General features: G+C 58.7%; 15 protein-coding genes and 1 pseudogene. 6 read left to right on the top strand and 10 right to left on the bottom strand.

The genetic code is table 11. The features are described from left to right. Nucleotides 1-12: 12 nt before the first annotated feature. The 6 genes from glcF to glnK form a co-directional block, all read right to left on the bottom strand. Nucleotides 13-1,269 carry a glycolate oxidase subunit GlcF gene (gene glcF / locus AC07OE_RS12970; RefSeq protein ID WP_495070985.1) on the bottom strand — a complete coding sequence of 419 codons (1,257 nt, stop codon included), beginning with the start codon at nucleotides 1,267-1,269 and terminating at the stop codon, nucleotides 13-15. 15 nt (nucleotides 1,270-1,284) lie between these two features. Next, the gene (gene glcE, locus AC07OE_RS12975; protein WP_495070986.1) at nucleotides 1,285-2,442 is read right to left on the bottom strand and encodes a glycolate oxidase subunit GlcE; all 1,158 of its coding nucleotides are present in this window, start codon (nucleotides 2,440-2,442) and stop codon (nucleotides 1,285-1,287) included. Nucleotides 2,443-2,531: 89 nt separating this feature from the next. After that, entirely contained in the window at nucleotides 2,532-3,443 is a 912-nt protein-coding gene (locus AC07OE_RS12980) for an SMP-30/gluconolactonase/LRE family protein (protein ID WP_495070987.1), read from the bottom strand. Then, complete coding sequence (locus AC07OE_RS12985) at nucleotides 3,440-4,306, bottom strand: aldose 1-epimerase (protein WP_495070988.1); 867 nt, start codon at nucleotides 4,304-4,306, stop codon at nucleotides 3,440-3,442. The genes AC07OE_RS12980 and AC07OE_RS12985 overlap by 4 nt, the downstream gene beginning before the upstream one ends. 111 nt (nucleotides 4,307-4,417) lie before the next feature. Beyond that, nucleotides 4,418-5,953, bottom strand: coding sequence for an ammonium transporter (locus tag AC07OE_RS12990; protein ID WP_495070989.1), 1,536 nt, complete (start codon nucleotides 5,951-5,953; stop codon nucleotides 4,418-4,420). 20 nt (nucleotides 5,954-5,973) lie between these two features. Continuing rightward, a complete protein-coding gene (glnK, locus tag AC07OE_RS12995) occupies nucleotides 5,974-6,312 on the bottom strand; it encodes a P-II family nitrogen regulator (RefSeq protein WP_094476942.1) in 339 nt (112 codons plus the stop codon). Between the two features lie 251 nt (nucleotides 6,313-6,563). Here glnK and AC07OE_RS13000 point away from each other — a divergent pair. From AC07OE_RS13000 to AC07OE_RS13020, 5 genes and pseudogenes are all read left to right on the top strand, one after another. Further along, a pseudogene (locus tag AC07OE_RS13000) lies at nucleotides 6,564-7,457 on the top strand (YifB family Mg chelatase-like AAA ATPase); the annotation flags it as partial. A 74-nt stretch (nucleotides 7,458-7,531) separates the two neighbouring features. Next, nucleotides 7,532-9,391 (top strand): hypothetical protein, encoded by a 1,860-nt coding sequence (locus AC07OE_RS13005; protein WP_495070990.1) that lies wholly within the window; start codon nucleotides 7,532-7,534, stop codon nucleotides 9,389-9,391. Nucleotides 9,392-9,498: 107 nt separating this feature from the next. Continuing rightward, nucleotides 9,499-9,681 (top strand): hypothetical protein, encoded by a 183-nt coding sequence (locus AC07OE_RS13010; RefSeq protein WP_495070991.1) that lies wholly within the window; start codon nucleotides 9,499-9,501, stop codon nucleotides 9,679-9,681. Between the two features lie 623 nt (nucleotides 9,682-10,304). Continuing rightward, a complete protein-coding gene (locus tag AC07OE_RS13015; RefSeq protein ID WP_495070992.1) occupies nucleotides 10,305-10,610 on the top strand; it encodes a helix-turn-helix domain-containing protein in 306 nt (101 codons plus the stop codon). A gap of 11 nt (nucleotides 10,611-10,621) precedes the next feature. Further along, on the top strand, nucleotides 10,622-11,887 hold the full coding sequence (locus tag AC07OE_RS13020) for a HipA domain-containing protein (protein WP_495070993.1): 1,266 nt from the start codon (nucleotides 10,622-10,624) through the stop codon (nucleotides 11,885-11,887). A 70-nt stretch (nucleotides 11,888-11,957) separates the two neighbouring features. Here AC07OE_RS13020 and AC07OE_RS13025 read toward each other — a convergent pair whose 3' ends face one another. Genes AC07OE_RS13025 through AC07OE_RS13040 form a run of 4 tightly spaced genes read right to left on the bottom strand, consistent with a single transcriptional unit; the run spans nucleotide 11,958 to nucleotide 20,662 of the window. Next, the gene (locus AC07OE_RS13025) at nucleotides 11,958-12,335 is read right to left on the bottom strand and encodes a hypothetical protein (RefSeq protein ID WP_495070994.1); all 378 of its coding nucleotides are present in this window, start codon (nucleotides 12,333-12,335) and stop codon (nucleotides 11,958-11,960) included. Nucleotides 12,336-12,344: 9 nt separating this feature from the next. Then, nucleotides 12,345-12,851 carry a hypothetical protein gene (locus AC07OE_RS13030; RefSeq protein ID WP_495070995.1) on the bottom strand — a complete coding sequence of 169 codons (507 nt, stop codon included), beginning with the start codon at nucleotides 12,849-12,851 and terminating at the stop codon, nucleotides 12,345-12,347. Nucleotides 12,852-12,855: 4 nt separating this feature from the next. Then, nucleotides 12,856-18,915 (bottom strand): hemagglutinin repeat-containing protein, encoded by a 6,060-nt coding sequence (locus AC07OE_RS13035; protein ID WP_495070996.1) that lies wholly within the window; start codon nucleotides 18,913-18,915, stop codon nucleotides 12,856-12,858. Nucleotides 18,916-18,931: 16 nt separating this feature from the next. Beyond that, the gene (locus tag AC07OE_RS13040; protein ID WP_495070997.1) at nucleotides 18,932-20,662 is read right to left on the bottom strand and encodes a ShlB/FhaC/HecB family hemolysin secretion/activation protein; all 1,731 of its coding nucleotides are present in this window, start codon (nucleotides 20,660-20,662) and stop codon (nucleotides 18,932-18,934) included. A gap of 351 nt (nucleotides 20,663-21,013) precedes the next feature. On the opposite strand from AC07OE_RS13040, the gene AC07OE_RS13045 reads away from it, so the two are divergent. Further along, nucleotides 21,014-21,508: an HAD domain-containing protein gene (locus AC07OE_RS13045; protein ID WP_495070998.1), complete on the top strand. Its 495-nt coding sequence runs from the start codon at nucleotides 21,014-21,016 to the stop codon at nucleotides 21,506-21,508. Nucleotides 21,509-21,576 lie beyond the last annotated feature (68 nt).

Raw genomic sequence — 21,576 nt, forward strand, 5'->3', positions numbered from 1 at the left:
ACAACCCCGAGATTATGCGGCGAATGCCCCCAATCGGGCCACCAATGCAGCGTCCAGTACCTCCACCCAGTGCCGCACCGGAGTGTCAGTGCCGCTCTGCAAGTGGGTGATGCAGCCGATGTTGGCACTGATGATGACCTCGTCGGCCTGCGGCTGCAGGTTGTGCAGCTTGCGGTCACGCAGCGCGTAAGCCAGCTCCGGCTGCAGCACCGAGTAGGTGCCGGCGGAGCCACAACACAGGTGCGCCTCGTTGGCGGCCACGCGTATGGAAAAGCCCAGTGCGGTCAGGTGCGTCTCCACATCACCCTTAAGCTTTTGGCCGTGCTGCAGCGTGCAGGGTGCGTGGAACACCAGGGCAGGCTGGCCTGCAGGGCTCCTGGCATCCAACCGTTTGCGCAAGACGGGCAGCAGGCTGGGCAGCAGCTCGCTGAGGTCTTGCGTGAGTGCGCTGATGCGCGCGGCCTTGGCCGCGTACAGCGGGTCATCGCGCAGGATGTGGCCGTACTCCTTAACGGTGACGCCGCAGCCCGAGGCATTCATGACCAGCGCCTCCACACCCTGCTCCACGTAAGGCCACCAGGCATCGATGTTGGCACGCATCTGGGCCATGCCGCCGTCCTGGTCATTCAGGTGAAACTTCACGGCGCCGCAGCAGCCGGCCTCAGGCGCCAAAAGCACCTGCACACCGGCAGCGTCGAGCACGCGCGCCGTGGCCGTGTTGATGTTGGGCGCCATCGCAGGCTGCACGCAGCCGGCCAGCATGAGCATCTGGCGCGCATGGCCGCGTGTGGGCCAGGCGCCAGCCGGCTGCGATGCGGGCACCTTGTTCTTGAGCGCCTGCGGCAGCAGCGGGCGCACCCACTGCCCCAGCTTCATGGCGGGCGCGAAAAGGGGCGAAGGCAGGCCCTCTTTGAGCGCCCAGCGCACCGCTTTTTCACCCAGGGGCCGCGGCACCTTGGCGTCCACCAGCTTGCGGCCTATGTCGACCAGGTGGCCGTAGTCCACTCCGCTGGGGCAGGTGGTCTCACAGTTGCGGCAGGTCAGGCAGCGGTCCAGGTGCAACTGGGTCGCGCGGGTCGGTGTTTGCCCCTCCAGCACCTGCTTCATCAGGTAAATGCGTCCGCGCGGGCCGTCCAGTTCATCGCCGAGCAGCTGGTAGGTGGGGCAGGTGGCGGTGCAGAAACCGCAGTGCACGCACTTGCGCAGGATGGCCTCGGCGGCCTGGCCGTCGGCGGTGTGTTGGTATTCGGGGGCGAGGTGGGTTTGCATGGCGCGACGTGGTGCCTAGAGATCGGCGCAAAGGCGCCCCGGGTTGAACAAGCCCAACGGATCAAACGCAGCCTTGAGTCGGCGGGTGATGGCGTCCTTGGCAGCATCCTTGGTAGCAAACTGACAGCCAGCCCCCGTGGAGTCTGCTTGGGAAGCTACAAAAACAGTAGCATTTCCCGAAGCTTGGCGGGCCGCGACCTGCAGCTGGGCTCCCGCCTGCAGCGGCGCCCAAAGCCAGCGCAAGCCACCGTGCCACTCCACCAGTTGCGCCCAAGGCAAGTCCAGCACCGGAGCCGTGGGCGCCACCGACAGACGCCACAACACCAGGTCCGGCGCAGGGGGCGTAAAGAACGGCAGGCGCTGGTCACGGCACAGCAGCCAGTCGGCGGCAGCCTGGGCCGCGTCCATGCGCTGCCCAGGCGCTTCGTCCAGCATCTTCCGGCAGGCCGCTTCCACCGCCGCCATGGCGCCGCGCAGACGCACAAACAGCAGGTCTTGCCTACCGCCGGGCGCCGTGTCGTCATGCACCCAGCAGCTGGCATTCAGCGGCAGGGGCTGGCCGCCCCAGCGGTGCAGTTGCTCCAGCGCCGTGGCCTGATCCAGGCCAAACACCAGCGTGGCCTCGGCCGGGGCCATCGGCAGCACCTTGAGCGACACCTGCGTGAGCACGCCCAGTGTGCCCATGGCGCCCACCATGAGGCGAGAAACGTCGTAGCCCGCCACATTCTTCATGACCTGGCCGCCAAAGGTGAGGTGCTCGCCACGGCCGTTGATGCATTCCAGGCCCAGCACAAAGTCGCGCACGCTACCCACACTGGCACGCGCTGGGCCAGCCAGGCCGCTGGCCACCAAACCGCCGACGGTGGCGGGCGACGGCGTGCCGGCACCGCTGGACCACACGAAATGCGGAGGCTCGAACGGCAGGCATTGGCCCTTTTCGGCCAACGCGGCTTCCAGCTCGGCCAGCGGGGTGCCCGCGGCCACGGTGACCACCAGTTCGCTGGGCGCGTAGTCCACGATGCCCCTGTGGCCCCGTGTGTCCAGCAGTTGCGCGGGCTGGATGGTGCCCACAAAGTCTTTGCTGCCACCTCCACGGATCTGCAGCGGCGTGCGCTCGGCCACGGCCGTGCGGACCTGGTCCAGCAAATGGGCAAGAGCGGGGGTATCGGGCATGGCGCCGATGGTAAAGCGCTGCCTTCTGCCCCGGTGTGAATTTTTTGGTGCCTGCACCACCAAAAAATTGGTGGTGCAGGACACGGGACTCAGTCGACGAAGAAGTTGACCGGCAGGCCCGGCACTTCCACCCGCATCGAGAACACCGCGCCAGACAGCGGCATGGCTGCCAACTCGGCCGCACTGCGGCCATGGCGCGCAGTCGTCACGTACAGGGTCTTGAGGTCTTCACCCCCAAAGCAGGGCATGGTGGGACACTGGGCGGGCACAGGGATCTCGGCCAGCAACGTGCCATTGGGCGCGAACTTGCAGATGCGTCGGCCTTCGAACATAGCCGCGTAGTAGTTGCCCTGCACGTCCACCGCCGCGCCATCGGGACGGCCTGCGTATGCGGTGGTCTCAAAGGTCCACCCGGCAGGCTTGGGAGCGCACTGCTGAAAGTTACGCTGTTCGTCCAGGGTGTTGGTCTCCAGGTCATAGTCCCAAGCGTGCACCACATGGTTGGGCGTATCGGACCAGTAAATGGTCTGGTTGTCCGGGCTCCAGGCCAAGCCGTTGCCCGTGAGGGCCCCGGCTGCGTGCTGCACCACCTCGGGCACGCCACGGCGGCAGTCAATGGAGAACAGCGCCGCCGCACGGCGAGCCTTGGGTTCGTCAATCGTGCCAACCCAAAAACGACCCAGCGCGTCGCACTTGCCATCGTTGGCCCGTACCACGGCCGTGTCATAGGGCAGGGTCACAATGGGTTCGAGCGCCCCACCCCACTCCCGCGCACGGAACACGCCGTGGCGCAGCGCGATGACGAGCCCGCCGCGGGCGGCGGGCGCAATGCAACCGGGCTCAGTGGGCATGTCCCACGCCTGCACACTGCCCATGTAAACGTTGGCCCGCAGAAGCTTTTTGCCGGGAATGTCCACCCAGTAGAGCTGCTGCTCAGTGGGGTGCCAGAACGGCGATTCGCCGAGTTCGAAAGTGTCTTGGCTCAGGGGTTGCCAGCTCATAGCGCGCGCTCCACGTCGATGCGCATTTCGCAGGAATAGGTCTGGCCCGGCTGCAGCACCACCACGCCCAGGTCGCCCCCAGCAGTGCCAGTCTGGGCCATCAGGTTCAGCGCGTTGTTCACATGGCTGACCGGCTCCACGGCAATGTTGTCGCGCTGCGGGTTGGTATAGACCACCAGATGCCTCAGTGCCGACGACACCTGCACACGCAGCACGCTGTCGCGCAGGGTCAGCACGCCGCCCCAGCCGTCAAAGCAATGGTCCACCGTGAGCGACTCCAGCGTTTGGTGCAGGCCGGGGTGGGCCACACGGTGGGTAGGCAATTTGTCGGAGCCCATTTCCCAGCGGCCTGTGGCCGAGAACTGCACCTCGGTACCTGGGCGCTTGGGGAAGTAGGGGTGCCAGCCCAGGCCCACTGGTGCTGCCACGGGCGACTGGTTGGTGATGGACAACGTCATCTCCAGCGCGCCCGCCTCCAGCTTGAAAGCTTGGGAACAGTCAAAGTCAAACGGCCAGGACGCGTCGGCCTTGTGCTCAAACGACAGCAAGGCGAACTGCTCTGTGGACTCGAGAACCGCCCAGGGCCGCTGCCAGGCCACCCCGTGGATGGCGTGGGGCTCGGGCTCGAAGTTCTTGACCAAGGGGTGACTGGTGCCGGCCCATTGCAGCTGGCCGTGGCCAATGCGGTTGGAAAACGGGACCAACGGGTAGCTGGCCGACTGGCGCACGGTCTGCATCTGGTCGCCGGGCAACGAGCTCAGCACAGGTTCCGTGCCCAGCCACAGACCGGCAATGCTGCCGCCCAATTCAGGTTTGATGTCGCACAGCAGGTCGCCGTTGCGCAAGGTGAGTGTGGAATTCATGGCGGCATTGTGCACCGGCAGATCCCAAAAAAATGGCCCAGCGGGACCGAAATCCTGCTGGGCCGAAGTCTCAAGAAGAATTGAAACTGGCTCGTAACCGAATCCTGAGGATTAGCGGCTGTAAGCGGTCTCGCCGTGGGACGTGATGTCCAGGCCTTCGCGTTCGTCTTCTTCGCTGACACGCAGACCGATGGTCAGGTCCACCAGCTTGAAGGCGATCACAGACACGATACCGGACCACACGATGGTGATCAGCACAGCCTTGGCTTGGATCCACACTTGCGAAGCGATGGAGTAGTCAGCGGCAGTGATGCCAGTCGCTGTCACCCAGTCAGCCACGAAACCGGGGCCACCCAGGGAAGGCGAGTTGAACACGCCAGTCAACAACGCACCCAGAATACCGCCCACGCCGTGCACGCCGAACACGTCCAGTGTGTCGTCAGCGCCCAGCAGTTTCTTCAGACCCGTCACACCCCACAGGCAGACGAAGCCAGCCAGCAGACCGATGATCAACGCGCCACCGATACCGACGTTACCGGCAGCAGGTGTGATGGCAACCAAACCAGCCACGGCACCGGAAGCGGCACCGAGCATGGAGGCCTTGCCTTTGTGCAGGGCTTCACCCAAGGACCAAGACAACACGGCAGCAGCGGTAGCGACAAAGGTGTTGATGAAGGCCAGGGCAGCGAAGCCGTTGGCTTCCAGAGCGGAGCCGGCGTTGAAGCCGAACCAGCCCACCCACAGCAGGGATGCGCCAACCATGGTCAATGTCAGGCTGTGAGGGGCCATGGCTTCCTTGCCGTAGCCAATGCGCTTGCCCACCATGAATGCGCCCACCAGACCAGCCACAGCAGCGTTGATGTGCACCACGGTACCGCCGGCAAAGTCCAGCGCGCCGGATTGCCAGATGTAGCCTGCAGTGGCGTTGACCTTGTCCACCACGTCTTTGCTGGTGTAGGCATCAGGGCCGGCCCAGAACCACACCATGTGGGCAATGGGAGCGTAGGAGAAGGTGAACCACAGCACCATGAACAACAGCACGGCGGAGAACTTGATGCGTTCTGCGAATGCGCCGACGATCAGGCAGCAGGTGATACCGGCGAACGTGGCCTGGAAGGCGGCAAACACGATTTCAGGAATCACGACGCCCTTGCTGAAGGTAGCAGCGTTGGCAAAGGTGCCGGCCGCGTTGTCCCAGATGCCCTTCATGAACAGGCGATCCAGTCCACCAAAGTAGGCGGTACCTTCGGTGAAGGCCAGGCTGTAGCCGTAGATGAACCACAGCACCACGATCAGCGAGAACGTGACCATGACCTGCATCAGCACGGACAGCATGTTCTTGCTGCGCACCAGGCCGCCGTAGAACAGGGCCAGACCAGGAACTGTCATCAAGATCACCAGCAGTGTGGAGACCATCATCCAGGAGGTGTCGCCCTTGTTGGGCACGGGTGCAGGTGCAGCCTCTGCAGCAGCAGGAGCGGCGGCGGGTGCCGCAGCAGGAGCTGCAGCAGCGTCAGCAGGTTTGGCTTCTGCAGCAGGTGCAGCAGCAACGGGTGCGTCGGCGGGTTTGGCGTCTTCGGCCAGGGCGAACGACCCGGCTGTCAGCAGGCTCAGGCCCAAGGCCAGGGAAGCAAGCAGTTTTTTCATGTTATTGGCTCTCTTTCGGGTTACAGCGCTTCTTTGCCGGTTTCGCCGGTACGAATGCGCACGACCTGTTCCAGGTTGTAGACAAAAATCTTGCCGTCGCCGATCTTGCCGGTGCGGGCAGCACCTTCGATGGCTTCGATCACGCGGTCCACCAAAGCGTCGTCAATCGCCGCTTCGATCTTCACCTTGGGCAGAAAGTCCACCACGTATTCCGCACCGCGGTACAGCTCTGTGTGGCCTTTTTGACGTCCGAAGCCTTTGACTTCGGTGACGGTAATACCTTGCACACCAATGCCAGACAAGGCTTCTCGCACCTCATCGAGCTTGAACGGTTTAATGATGGCCGTTACGAGTTTCATGTGTTCACCTCAGCTTGATAACAGTTGAATACAGACACCGGGTCTGGCTGGTCTGCTTCTCCACGGGTCTGGAGATAAGACCCCTAAAGCAGAAGCCATGCCAAGTTAAAAGCCCCTCTATTTCACAAGGCCACGCCCCAAGCAGCGCGGACTGGAGTAACATACCTGTACATAAATACAGCATGCACTTAACTGGTGCAATCTGTGCGCATGCACTGCCTTGCAGCGCACCGTTTTGGGAGCATAGGGCCATGAGCTTGTCTTTGGTGCAGAGTCGCGCTCTGCTGGGGCTGGAAGCAGCCAAGGTCACCGTCGAAGTGCATCTGGCCAACGGTCTGCCCAGCTTCAGCCTGGTCGGTCTGGCCGATGTGGAGGTGAAAGAGGCCCGCGAACGGGTGCGCTGCGCCATCCAGAACAGCGGCCTGGAATTTCCCCATAACAAGAGAATCACCGTCAATTTGGCCCCGGCCGACCTGCCCAAGGACTCTGGACGGCTGGATTTGCCCATTGCGCTAGGAATTTTGGCGGCCAGTGGGCAAATCGACGGGACCGCGTTGGCGCAGTACGAGTTTGCCGGGGAACTGTCGTTGTCCGGCGCCTTGCGCCCGGTACGCGGCGCCTTGGCCATGGCGCTGGCGCTGCGCACCGCCCAGGTCAGCACCCGTTTGGTGCTTCCGCCCGACAGCGCCGAAGAGGCGGCGCTGGTACCAGACTCCCATGTGGTGCGGGCGCGTCACCTGCTGAATGTGGTGCGTCACTTTGCGTTGCCTGCCCCCGCGGGCTCTGCGGAGCTAACCCCCGAACCGGAGGACCCGGACGGATGGGTCCGCGTGCTTGGCACCCCGCCGGGCTTGCGCCTGCGCGACGCTGATATGGCGGATGTGAAGGGCCAGGCCGCTGCGAAGCGCGCACTGGAAATTGCGGCGGCAGGCGGACACTCACTTCTATTAGTGGGACCACCAGGGTCCGGCAAGTCCATGCTGGCACAACGCTTTGCGGGCCTGCTACCGGACATGAGCACCGACGAAGCGCTGCAAAGCGCCGCCATTGGCAGCCTGTGCGGCCGCTTTGATTTGCAGCGCTGGGGCTTGCGCCCCACGTGCAGCCCTCACCACACGGCAAGTGCCGTGGCTCTGGTAGGAGGGGTGGCAATGGCCAGATTGTTTGAGAACTTTCACGCTTTATGAGAAAGTAGCGCGGTAAATAAGAACTTAGCGCTATGACAAAGAATCAGGGACGAGTAGTAATTGATGAATTAGCCAACCTACTAAATACTAGGGAAAGGTGGCGGATTGACTGGTTGGGCGACGTGTTCCCGCAAGGGCCACATAACGCTCAACACATGATCGATGTGTTTTTGAGCCCTCTCTACCCCAATGTTGAGGGCATCTTGGTTGCGCCGAATGCAGCCGATGTCGCGCGGCAAATCAGGGTACCTCTAGGGGTTGGGTACTTACCCCTCCTGTACAAGGGCGCCATTTTCCATGGCGGCAAGCGCGTCCCATTGCGCCCAAATCGGGTGGATCTGCGGCGACTCAAGATCGCGCCAGCCCACAGCACATTGCTGGGGCTTCAAGACAACATCCCCCGCTTTTTTGGGAACCAGCAAGATCAATGGCCGATCCTCCGCTCTGAATACACACTGGGACGGCTGGCATGGTCTCAAAGGAATCCATCAAAAATTCTAGCGATTTCGGATATCAACCAGGTGGATCCGTACTACGTGATGATTCCCTGCGTCGAAATCGCCCGTTTCTTCTTCTGCCCTTCAAGCGTGCTGGCACGAAGTGCTTTCTCACATGGATGGGACGACCTCATCTGGGAACCCAAGTGCGACACAACAAAATTACCCCATGAAATAACGGTGGGAACGCAAACTGTGCTTGGGCTCAAAGTTACCGACGCACGACACCTTGCTTACAAATTGATCAGTGACCGGACGCAGGATGCACTCAACGCTATTCAGCGCTCGGTTCAGTCAACCTCCCAGAACCGTCGATCCAAGGAGCCCCTGACGTGCGTCTTCCCCTTCGATGACGACACCGAAATTCAGGCCGAAGTAGTTGCTATCCCAACTGGTACGTCCTTGAAAGAGCGGTACTTTGTGACACGGCTACTGAAATGCCGCCGTCCCCTACCGTTTGACATCTGTTATGCATATCCCATGATGCACCCAGGACAGGGAGAGAATAAAGACGATAAAGACTTAAAGCCTATGTCCGTTGGAGGCAAGCCTCAAACGAGCACTGAACAAAAAGGCGACCCCAAAACACAAATCGTCGCATCAAACTCGAAGGACCTCAAAAATGAGGGCAAGCTCAGTGACGGACAAGGGGCGCCAGCCAAGTGGATTCAAGAAGTGGTTATCGCGTCAGAAGAAGATCGGTTTGACGGTCTGTCTCAAATCACAGCAACGCTGGCCCCCAAAGCCCGGCAAGAGTACAAAAACAGCGGGGAGAAGAAAAAAGTCATCCTTATCAAAGCCAACGGCATGTCTACGGGCACGCCCAAAGGCTCCAGGCCTATCATCTCCGCCAACATTGACACTGACGCAGTAGAGAAGAGCTCGGACCCCACCATCAAGCTGCTCCTGGCAGCAGTGCCATTCCTGCCGGAGCTTGGGTTTACAGCAATGCCACTACCCGTCATCGGCTTGGCCGCTTATGACACAGAACCGAGAACGGAACGTGCATGGGTCAACATCAGTACTGGTGACTCCGCCGACGGAAAGCCTGCCTTCCGGAGCCGACTCATGGTGGCCATTCACATCGAGCTCCCAGGCGTCCACTGCATCGTGGCTGACATTGAACGAAAAATGGGCAAGAAGAGCACGCAGCCGTTTGGACTCGCCGCCTTCTATCTGAGCCCCGATGCAGACATAGAAAACTTCTTGGGTGACCTTGCAACAGCGGTTGTGCAGCGCAAAGGTTGGCCGGTTTTTGATGTTCGCAAGAAAGTCTTCAAACTCAACCAAGAGACCAGAGTTGCAGGGCTGCGGGGCCATCACAAGAAGGTGAATGATGGACAAAAGATGGCTCAAAAAATAAAGAGTCGCTTTCTGAGTGCGTATTCCGATTGACTCCCTCCAAAGATGCATCAGAACTCGGTGCTATTCAACTATGGCGCAGGGGTATGACAATCCGATCCACTTGCTAAAGTAGCTACTAAACATCTAGTAGCTACTTCATGGATATCGAATCTATCCCCACTGACAACCCCGATGCCCGCTGGTCAGGGCCCGTGGGAGATGTGCTGGTTGAAATCAAGCGCAGCAGCAATGCGAGTGATGTCCGTGATGCCCTCATCGGGCTGGCTTATGCCTTGCCGCTAGCAGTCAGGCACTGTGCCTTCTGGGGCGTTCACGACTGACACCTCAGCGACTGCTGGAAGAGGTAAAGCAGTTTCGCAGCATCGTCCGATCGGACTTGGCCAACATCGGGCCTTCTCGTCTGTACAACTGGTTCCATTTAAATCCTCCGTTTCAGTAACTACTGACTTTTCTCATTTGGGGCTAAACGCTCACTGCTTTCACCGCCTGCAATGACCCAGTGGACGCCTTTCCATGGCTGGCAGGAGAACTGCGCTCAGTAGTAGCTCCATGCTCAGAAAGCGCACCGCCGCTGGCGTGTGCTGCAGCTTTGGGATGTCCCGATCGGCTTCTAGCTGGTTTGCGTGGAACAGGGTGTGCGCTGGCGACTGGCGCAATGTTCCAACTACAGCCCATGAGGCTGTTTTGTCTGTACGTTCCTAGCGTTTCCTCACTCGATATAACTGTCCCTGTAGCAGCCATTTTTCTCGAAACCACCTATAACCTATTAAAAAACGCTCCCATAGAGTCATATTTTCAGCACTTTTCGGCCTTTCGAGACACTTTTGTCCTCTTGAAAGCACTTTTCTACACTTTTCCTGATTGATTCTCCTAAAATGCTCTCTTAGGAGCAATCATGTTTCTCATAGATCCCCGCTCAATCGATCAACTTGGCCCGAGTCTCATGGCAGCACGCAAGGAGCAAAAGCTCTCTCGCGAGGCGCTGAGTGCTGTCAGCGGTCTGAGCGTGTCTTTCATTCGGGACGCCGAGGGCAACGCGGGCAGATGCACGCTGGTGAACATCGTGCAGCTGATCAGCAGCATGGGCCTGCAGGTCCAGATCCAGGGTCTTTCATCACCCGACTCCGCTACGGCCATGGACATCGCTACGCGGGTACTCACCGAGCCCAGCAGTCTTGGGCACACCATTAAAGCCTCTGATATTGCAAAAAAAGGGCTTCCCCGCATGCCACCGGGCACGTCGAAATGAACAGACTTCGCGTGTGGGCCAACCTACGGCCTTTGGGCTGGCTTGGACAAATCGACGGCAAGGTGACATTCGCATATGACGAGCAATGGCTGAGCCAGGATGGCGCTTACGAACTGTCTCCATGGCTTCCGCTGACGGCCGCCGAGTTCAATGGCGATGAGGTGTTGAAGTTTTTTTCCAACTTGCTGCCTGAGGGCATGGTGCTGGACGACGTTCTCAATGCCCTTGGCTTGCGTCGTGGCGCACAGATGCCCATCCTGGAGAAGATCGGTCGCGAACTGGCCGGCGTGCTGTCGCTGCTGCCCGAGGACGAGAGGCCGCAAGGCATCCAGGACTATGAACCCATCACCTACGAGGCGATGAGCCAGCGCATTTCCAAGCGAGCTGAGGAGCCCTTGCTTCTGGCCGGTGGCCAGCAGCGCATGTCGATCGCCGGCGCCCAGGACAAGCTGGGCATTCGTTTCAACCGTAAAACCCTTCAGATGAGTGATTGCAAGCAGTCCTCTCCGTCCACGCACATCCTCAAGCCAGACAACCGCCAGGAGCGCTATCGCCCTACCGTGATCAACGAATACGCCTGCATGAAGCTGGCCAGGGAGTTGAAACTGCCAGTGCCCGACGTGTGGATGCTACGCGTGCCTGAACCGGTCTATGTGGTGGAGCGCTACGACCGGAGGGTGTTTGCCGGCAATATCGTGCAGCTGCACCAGATCGACGGGTGCCAGTTGCTGAATGTCTCCCAGGAATGGAAGTACCAGTCCGATGCGCAGCTGGTTAGTCTGAGGCAACTTGCACAGGCCTTTCGCGCCTGCCGTGTTGATGCCGCTGGCCGCCTGCAGTTTGCCAGATGGGTCATGTTCAACTACCTGATCGGCAACGGGGATGCCCACGCCAAGAATATTTCTGTCCTGGTGCTGGACAACTCCTACCGGCTTGCACCCTTCTATGACATGCTGTGTACCAAGGTCTACGGCGAGGAGACTCTGGCCCTCTGGATCGGTGATGAGGAGCGGTTTGCCAGCGTTGGCAGACACTCGTGGGAGGCATTTTGCGTGGATTGTGGGTTTGTGCCTGACAAGATGCTGCCGCAGCTGATCCTGCTGGCCGAAAAGCTTCCAGATGCATGGCACAAGGTCACAGCGCGCATCAACGCTGAGAACCACCTTCCACCAGATGAGAAGACTATGCTCAAGAGCATGACTGCGATCTTCAATGCTCAGAGAAAAAGCGTGTTGTCGATGTTCGGGCTGCTGGAGGATGGAGAGGGATTGGCCTGATACGCGCCCTCCTTTCCCAGCCTTGCGCCATCTTGAATGGCGCATCCGGGTGGGAACTATGGTTTTGTTGTCACGGTTCCCAACCATTCAGTAGCAAACTGAATCGAGAAAATGCGGTTTCAAGAGAAGTAAATGCCGGGATGTCTGTTTCATACATCCAATAACGCATCCCCGGTATTTCCTCAGTTTTGGTGATTTCACCAGCTTTAGCTCTTCTTATTGCACTTAATAACGGCTCATATTTTGCAAATGCAGCTACATCCAATGATTGGGCGGTTGCATTGAACAACTCCTGCTCTAAACTGATAGCATGTCGCTTTAGCTCTTCGGCGTTCATTTCTTGCCCCCTGGCCTCAATTGTTCCGTTTTTTACGGGATCACTCCAAGCGCCTCGGTTGACCATCAATGCTTGTTGTGCACAACGGACGGCCGCCAGTTGCTGCTGCATTTAATCCAACTACTCTGTAATAAAGACTTTCATCCCCCCAATTTTTTGAGTTGGATCAACGGATAAGTCACACGATGCTCCCTGTAGCTCCAAACCGCTCAACTTGCCATCATTGAAGGCATACATAGCTTCATCAATGCCATCATATTCAAGGGTGAAATACTTCTCTAGTGCCCGAATTTCTTGCCCTAGGCCAATTTCTCCACAAACCAAACCGCGATAGCTGAAGGGCTCATTCAGATATGCTGTTATTGATTTCAGAATACCATTCTGAAAGTGCAATAGTGCAAGATCACTTTGCCAATCGTAGTTTCCATCATCCATTTTCTTGACAAGGATAGCTTCCTCTTCCAAGGAAACGATCACGCGCATGGGATTTGAGTTGGCAATTTGAACAACGCCTTCAGAAATCTCGTGTCCTTTGAGCAGATTCACCACGTCTGCATAACTACTCCCAAGTTCAAGGTTGAACATGGATTTCCCAGGAACGGTTTGTGCTTTCCAATCGAGCTTCATCGCGCTATCTCCAAGTTTTTGTAATGGGATCAAAAGTGATCACTTTGCCACTAGGATTTAGAAATGTGGTTTTGCCACCGTTTTCCGGCCAACCCAAAACGCGATAGGTGGCCGGATCAATTACCTTCAGCTCGGCACCGTCTGCGTAAGTAAATTTGTAGTATTGCCCCCCGTGACTAGTTTTCGTGGTGGCAGTAGATGCGGGGCTGTATTGCACCTGCACGACACCAGTACTGCTACCTTCCACATTGAGTATTTGCGCATTTCCTGAGCTAGACGCCCTAGCAGAACCTGGCGTAATTGTTGCACCACCGGTGTTAAACGCTTGCTTCAAATCATCTAGAGACGCACCCCAAACATTGCTTGTCGATGTAGGAACCCCGGCTTGGATTGACAGATCATTCCGCAATCCCACTCCTGCGTTTGCGGAGTTGGCTGGAATCGAGGTTCCTGTCGGCACGGCGGCTGCACCATTTCCCCCCACCTCTGCCTTATAGAAGCTACTTGCAATAACGTCGGCCGCCTCTGGCGCAATAGTTTGCCCAGTGCGCCTTGCAATGATTTCCGTGACCAGCTTGGAGGTCAATACTTTGGCCGCAGCAAACTCACCCAATGTTGCGACATCCAGTGCAATGCCCGTTACAACAGCGGCGTCTTGAAGCAGAGGAGCCTTCTGAAACACATTGATCGCCACCTCCAGCTCTCGAATGCTTCGCCTTGCCTCCGCCTTACCCGCAAGACTGATATCCGGGTCACTGAGAAGTCTCTCTAATGCCGTTTTTTCTGCCTGTAACGAGCCCTCCGTAAGCACGCTCTTGTAATTGATATTGGCCGTGTTCTTTGCATTCTTGAGGTCATATTCCTTGAGAACATTGATCTCGCACTGAGGAGTACCATTAGATCGACAGTCCTTGAGTTTCTGCCCTTTGTTTCGTAGGTCTGCTGCGGTCAAGTAGTTGTTAGCGGTTGCGTTCTGGCTTGCCACTGCGCCAGCCGTGCCTCCTGTTGCCGCACCTATGGCAATACTCGCGGCTTGAACCAATGCACTCTTGAGTTCTACCGGTATATCCAGCTTAGCAATCTCCTCCCCAAGCATGGGAATAGTGGCTTGGCTCGTCGCTGCCCCTGCAGCACCTCCAACGCCACCACCCAAACCGCCTACCAGCGCATGCAAAGCCACGCGAGATACACCACCTTCCTTCCAGATGTCCATGCCTGCTTGGTCTTTATTTTTGAGCGCTTCCGCATATTTTTGGCTCGCGTAGTCACCCACAGCCTTGCTGGCTTGTTTACCAAACTCCTGGGTAATAGCCACCTGCGCATTGATGTCCTTGGTGACTGCCGTCTGATCAAAAATCTTCTTGATACCGGTCTCTGCATCTCCAGTTCTTGCGTTCTTATTGCCCGCAATCCCGCTGATGGCAGACCTGGTTGTGCTGTTTACACTGCCGCTGTCTTGACCGGCACCGGCACTGCCTCCACTGGTGCCCGCAGTAGCCTGGTAGCTTTCTGCCTGGAAGCTGGCGCTGTTATTCGCGTCGCTGGTGCTCAGCTTGGCAGTCTGGAAACTGTTCTTGTTGTCGTCTATAGCCTTTTGCGTGCTGGTAATGGCGCCGGCCTTCAGGTCGGTGTTGCCCTGCACATTGACGTTGAAGCCGCCGTCGCCTGCGCGTAGGGCACTTTGTTCAGTGACGCTTTGGTAGTTGCTGTTGATTTTGGTAGCACCTACGCTGACGCTGCCTCCCGCGCCATAGCCCACGGTGAGCGAGCCGCTGCTGTTTTGACTGGACTCCTTGTAGCGGCTGTTGTCCGACAGGCTTTCAATCTGCAGATTGCCACCTACATTGGCATTCACGGTGTTTGCTTTCACAACAGCACCCTTCAAAGCCGTGTCACCTCCGCTCTGGATGTTGACGACCTTACCGCTCTCGATGCGGGTATTGGTGAAGTTGGCATCTTGGCCATTGCCGTCTCCGCTGCCCTGACTTGCCGACACGGAGACACCAAACTTGTCCTTGCCTAGCGTCACGCCCAAGCTACCGGAGCTGGATTTCTGGTCGCTGGTTTGGGTGCTGGTGTTGGCTGCAGCAAGTAGCAGGACTTGGTTGTCGGCTGCCAGCGTGGTGGTATCACCGGATTGAATGGTGCTGCCTCGAACGGTCAGATTGCTGTTGGCGCCGTCGCCGGTGGCACGAATTGTGGTGTTACCACCCGCGGTGAGGCTGCTGCCACGCGCAGTGTCGCTGGTGCTAGTGGACTTGCTCTCACTGCTGGAGGAGCCCAAGCTGATGTTGAGTTCAAGGTCTTTGGCTGCGCTGGTCTGGCCGTTAATCAGGTTACCCACCTCTTTGATCGCACCACGGGAGGCAAGTGCTGCACTTGCTGCGGCCAGGGCCTTCATGCGGTCGCTCTTGGTGTTCTCCGCCGCACTGGCCATTTTTTGCATGGTCTGCGCAGCGCTGACCACCGGGTTGCTTAGCGACACTGTGAGGCCGCTTTGTTTGAATTCGGACTTGGTCTCAGTGGCGCTGGTTTCTCGGGCTTCAACGATGTCGACCTTCTTGGCGGTGATGTCGATGTTTCCATTGCCTGCTGTGGCGTTGGTTGCCAGAACATCGCTACCTGTTTGGGTAAATGTCTGCCCTGCGGCAATACGCACGTTTCCGCCTGTGCTGCCTATGGTGCTGGCAGCCGCCGTAGTGCGGGTGTTTTTCTGGTCAGTGCTCTGGTCGCGACTGCCCACGCTCACCCCCAGATCGCCGCCACTCATCAATCCAGACTCACTCAACGCAGAGAAGCTGCTCTGCGTCTGGGTATTGGTTCCAGCCTCAACAGTGACGTTCTTGCCAGCGCTCAGACTGAGGTCTTTGTCTGCCACCACGTTAGACGCTTTGACTCCAATGTCTTGACCGCTAGTGACGCTGACGTTGCCGCCACCAAAGTTGCTCGCAATGGCCTGAGTGCTACTACTGCTACTGCGTTCCGTGCGGGAGCTGCTGTTCATGAAGCCGCTATTGCTGGTCTTGCTCGCGGACGACATCGCATTGGTGGCAGTGCCTGACTCAATCACCACATTGTTTCCAGCAGTCACCGCCAGATTGCCTGTGGCCTGCACGTCAGCAGCGCGGGCCTTGAAGTCTTGTCCTGCGGTTAGAGTGGTGTTGCCTGCGCTTTGCAAGGTGCTACCCACCTCAGCGCTGCGGCTGGTACGGTTGTAGTTGTCGCTGTCCTTGGTTGCGTCCATGCTGGCGCTGGTGGTCACGGTACTCAGATTCAGATTGCGCGTGGCATTGACCTGGGTGTTGCCTGCACTCTGCAGCAGGGCCGCTTCGAGCTGGACATCGCGTCCGGCAGAGGCAAGGAGCACGCCGGTATCACCCGTTACGTACAGACCCGCGACTCGGCTGATATCGGTGGAGCGGGTTTGCTGGCCAGAACCGGCCCCACCAGACGCACCACCGAGCATGCCGCCAGCAGTCTGAGTGGGAGCGGAGCCATTGGCAGCACTGTTCCCGTTGGTGCTCTCCATCGTGGTGGTCTGCACCTTGATGTCGCGCCCAGCCGTAGCAGTGAGACCTTGCTGGGCAATCACTGCGCCGCCGATGTTTTCAATATCCTGGGTGGCATTGAGTGCCACCGTCTTGCCCTCGATACGACTGGCCAGGTTGCGCACGTTGGTGGCGGTCAAGCTGACGAGCTCACGTCCTTGGATAGTGCCGTTGGCGTTGCTGAAGTCACCCGTGGTGTTGAAGTTGACGTTGTTGCCAGACAACAAGGCTCCATTGGAGGCCAGGTCGCCGCTGCGGGCCACGGCGTAGACCTGCGGGACGAGGACCTTTTGTTTGCTACCGTCTTTGAGGGTGACTTCTTGTTGAACTAGCCAAACGATGTCGCTAGTCAGTTGAGCCGCCTGTTCGGCGGTCAAGGCAATGCCAACCCGCAGTTGCAGGGACTTGGCCTGGGTGATGCCGGATGTCATCAGGGCTTGGTATTGCTGCTCGTCGCTGCTGTAGTTGGCCAGACGGCGATAGCCGGTGAGCTGAGCCACTTGCTCATTGATCAGGCGCTGTTCGTAGAAACCGTCACCCATGCGCTTCTGGGTTATGTCGGGGTCTACGGTCAGCGCGGAGAGCATGTAGTCACTGCTCAACCAGATTTGCCGGTTGGTGAAGGCGGGGTTGGTTTCCACCAGGTAGCTGGCATTGCTGCTGGTGGCAAACAGGGCCGAATTGGGCAGGGTCGTGCTGCTTGGGGTGGTACTACGGCTTTGCGCCAACGCCGGACCGATGGTCTGGTTGCGGGCGATGTAGTCGGTGCTGGTGGTGGTGCGCCAGCGACGTTCCGAGTGGCAACCAAATCCGAACGAGTCGCAGCCTAGGCCGTTTTGCATATAAGTCACTACCACCGTGTGATCACGGCGGGTAGCAACCTGGCTGGTGAGGTCAATGCCCTGGTTATTGAGCGCCACGCCAGCGGTGCTGAGCGTGCCTGCAGCCAATACTTGGCTGGAGCTGTTGGTTGCGCTGGTGGTGGTATCTAGGGCGATGTCTGCGCCAGAGCGTATGACGGCTGCCCCATTGGGGCCGGCAACGGCTACCGCCCGGTAGTAGGTATCCACCCATGTGTGGGTACAGTCCACGCCACAATCTGCGCTTCCAGTGGTGGCTGGGGTCGTTGGATCTACCTCAACGCGGTAGCCCAGACTGGCATAGGTATTGGCAAGCGTTTGCGCGGTGATGGCCACATTGCCCGCGGCTTCCAGGGTCGCGCTGTTGTTGGTGACCGTGGTGGCGCGGCCAGTGGCTTGACCATTAGCGTCCAAACTTCCGCCGATGGCCAGAGCGCCCGCGCTGTAAATCAAGGCACCTTCCTGGTTATTCAGAGTCTGCACGCCAATGTCCACCCGACCACCGCTATCACGCGCAGCGATGACGGGTGCGGTGTCGGTGCTGTTGGCCGCTGCGTTGTTCAGGGTGGTGGCTGCAATGGCTACGCTGCCGCCATAAATGGCACCGCCCGTGCTGTTGTTCACTGTCTGGGCGTTGATGCGAGTGGTGCCCGTGCTGTTGAGGGTGCCGGTGTTGGTCAGGGTGCCATCGGCACTTAGGGTGAAGCTGCCGCTGTTGGCTTGCAGCTTGCCGGCATTGTTGACGCCTGCACCAAGGCCTGTGGCCAAGATGGTGATCTTGTTGGCGTACATGCCACCAATGGCAGACACGTCGATCGCTACCGCGTTATTGGCGCCTGCACTGTTGTCAGCAGTTACTCGCAGGTCTTGGGCGAAGACGCCACCTTGGAGGATGATCTTTTGCGCCTGTAGCTTGGTGATCCCGGTGGTGGCGGTGTCCAGCCCGTTGCCAGTGACGGTAATGGTGCCGCTGTTCACTTGGTACCCATTCAAGCTGTTGCCGCTGAACTGAGGGGTGCCGGTGGTCAGCGTGGCGCCACTGGCGTTGATAAAGCCGCCGCCGTTCACCGAAATGCCTGCGGGGTTGGCAATGACCACTTCGGCCTTTTGGCCCGCGACTTCAATGTAGCCGCGCAGTTGGCTGGGGTTGGTGGAGTTGACCTCATTGAGGATGATGTTGGCGCTGCCAGACGCCAGGTTGGTATTGCCTGCGACCCAGCCACCAAGCTGGGTGTTGCTGTTGACCGGGCTGTTGTTCAGGATGAGGCCTGGGCTGCCCACATCGAACTGGGTATAGCGATTGCGACTTACACCGCCCACGGCCGCCTGGATGTTGACTTGGGTGATGCCACTGGCGGTGCTGGTGACAGTGGGCTGTTGGCTTGCAGGCGTAGCGCCGTTGACCACGATGGTGGTGGCGGGCAACGCCTGGGCCCACACGGTAGAAAGCCAAGCGGGGGCAGCCAGCATGGCTATTGCGGCCACGGTGGACTTGATAGCCAGATGCGTCATGCCTGCTGAAGCCAGGGGGTGACTTAGTTTTGACTCTCCGGCACTGGCGCTTTTTCCACCACTGTGGCTGCTGGCTATCTCGGACACAGCCACCACTTGGCCACGGGCTGCATTGAAGACAAGGCGAAACAAATTCTTATTCATAGTGTGCGTCCAGTGTTTACAGCGCGTAGTTCAGAGAAAAGCCCGCAGTAGATGCGGATGTCCGTACCGTGGAAGGTGTATGTACGGGATGGCCTACAAAGGCGTCGAACTGCAGTTTTTTGTACTGAATGCGCCATCCCAGAGCCGTGCCGGCCATGAAGCGGTCAGACAAACCGCTGGCGTTGGGTCCATCGACTTCACCCATGTCCAAAGCCACATAAAGCTGGCCTCCGGTTTGGCCCAGGTTCCACTGCAGGTCTTGCCGCAGCAGCCAGCCCGCATCGCCGCTCAGAGAGTTTTCTCCATCAAAGCCGCGGATGGTGTAGCGCCCGCCCAGGCCAAAGCGGTCTGGCGAGGCCAGTGCCACGTCGGTGGCTTGCAGGCGCAGGTTGGCCTGGTAGGCCAAGGGGAGCTTCCAAGGTGTCCATGGCGTGCTCCAACCTAGATCTGCCGTCCAGAAAGTGGGGCGGGCTGTACCTGTTCCACTGGTCTCCTCAGGCGCAGGCAGTGCGTCGAAGTCACTGGTTCCAAATTTGTAAGCTACGTTGGCTTGCAACGTGCCTTGGCCAAGGAAAACCTTGTGGTCCAGACCTAGTTCCCACAGCGCAGTGGCACGGCGTTGGACAAGAATCTCGGCGCTGTTGATGTAGTTGCGCGCATGGCGCTCCAGCGCCTTGAGGTAAACCGTGTCCTTGCTGCTGGCATCTCGGTAGAAGAGGCGACTGGCCTTGAGCTCGGTGCTGCCGCTGGCGCCGCTGTAGACATAACCGGTGGTGCTACCCGTGACCGTTTGGTAGTAGCTGCTGTCAGAGGCAGTCAGGCCAAAGGTCCAGTAGCCCCACGGGAGCGAGTAGTGGAGTGTGTTGCTCTGGTTGCCGCGTGGCCCGGGGTCGCCGCCTTGGGCGTCATTGCCCTGACTGATGTAGAACAGGTCGTTCAGCCCCAAGGGGTTATCCCACGACAAGGTGGCGCTGGCTTGGTAGCGGCCTGTGGATTTAGACCCACTGTCGTCCAGGCTGAAGCTGGCCCGCAAGGGGAAACCCGTCTGGCGGTGAATGACCAGGTCGCTTTGGTCTGGCGTGCTGGCCGGAGCGATCTGGATGTCGGCCTGCGTGGTGGGCACACGCTGGAAGTTCTCCAATGCCTGTTCGATGTCCCGCAGATTGAGAATCTCACCTTCGCGCATGGGCATGGCACTGCGTAAGGTGCGCTGCGGGATACCGGCGTCAGGCCGTGTTTCATGCAGCGTTCCAGGTAGCACAGTGAACACCAGATTGCCCGTGCTGAGGTCTTGCGGTTGCACCAGGATGCGGCTGGTGACAAAGCCCTTGGCTACCAATGCTTCTTGAGCGCGTTGCTGCAGCACGCCCACGCCTTGGGCACCCACGCATTTGCGCAGAGGACTGTCGTCCTTTTGTGTGCCAGCCAGACTGTCTAACACCCAGCTGAATTGGCCTGCGTTGTTGCCGCGCAGTTCGATCTGGCGAATGGGGAAACAAGGGGCTTCTGATTCAGGCAGGCGCTGTGCTTGGGCTGTAGGCGCGTTCAAGCGAACGTCCCGCGCCTTCTCTTGCTGCTCACGCAGTTGGGCATCGCGCTCCTGGATGCGGCGCTGTTCCGCAGCATCACGTTCAGCGTTGGTCAGGGTTTGGGCGCCGGCGACTCCGTACAGCGCAATCAGTAAGACAGCCGTAAGTGTGGAGCGAAGCGGGTGCGAGCGATGAATAGCGGGTGACGGGTCCGACATGGGTGGGGCTTGATCTCATATGGCACCCACCAACGACCGGGGGACTGCACTGACTGGGCGTAAATGTAGCCCGGCATAGTCCATTCGGATATCACCCGAAAGAGTGAATTTGAGCTTCGTTATAGAGCCGTAACTCAAATTTGTGCTAACAAGTTAACGAAGTAGCGCTATCCAGATTTGAGGACTCGAGATTGGATTCGGGTTCACCAAAAAAGAACGACTGTGCACTTTGATGTCTTCTGTGGTCCACACTGATCTAGCAACATGCCTTGGGACAAGACTTGACCTCTGTGTGCGTGTAATTTCAAATCGAATTGAATCCACTAGGAAACCACCAAACGCTCCCACGTTATGGATTCTTTTGACCGTCCCGTTCGCCACGCGTCATCCGTCCAAATCCTGTTCCTGGACTTCGATGGAGTCATGCATCCGGAGTTCTGCCATTCGTCCAAGCACTTCATGCACCGGGACTATTTCGAGGAAGTAGCCCGGGCTTTCCCTGACATTGAGCTCGTCATATCCAGTACTTGGCGTCTCACTCGCTCTTTGGATGAATTGCGAGAACTTTTTTCTGCAGATATTGCAGCACGGGTAACCGCAGTGACGCCTCGGTATCCGCAGTTGGATGACGTTCCAGATACGCTGGTCGGTTATGAGCGAGAAGCTGAATGTCGCGCCTGGTTGTTGCAACAAGGCTATGCCGCACGGGAATGGCTGGCTGTTGACGATCGCTCCTGGAACTTTCGCCCCTTCAGCCGCAACACTTTCCTGGTCGACGGGAGCATAGGACTGGACGCCGAGGCATCCCGCGCCCTATTTGGGAGGCTTAAGAACGGTTCCACCTAATGCAGATTGCGTACGCGAGAAATCGCGGAACTTCGTTCCGGCAATTGCTGACCAGTCTGCTTGTATTG

This window comes from Rhodoferax sp. GW821-FHT09E07 (genome assembly GCF_059416145.1).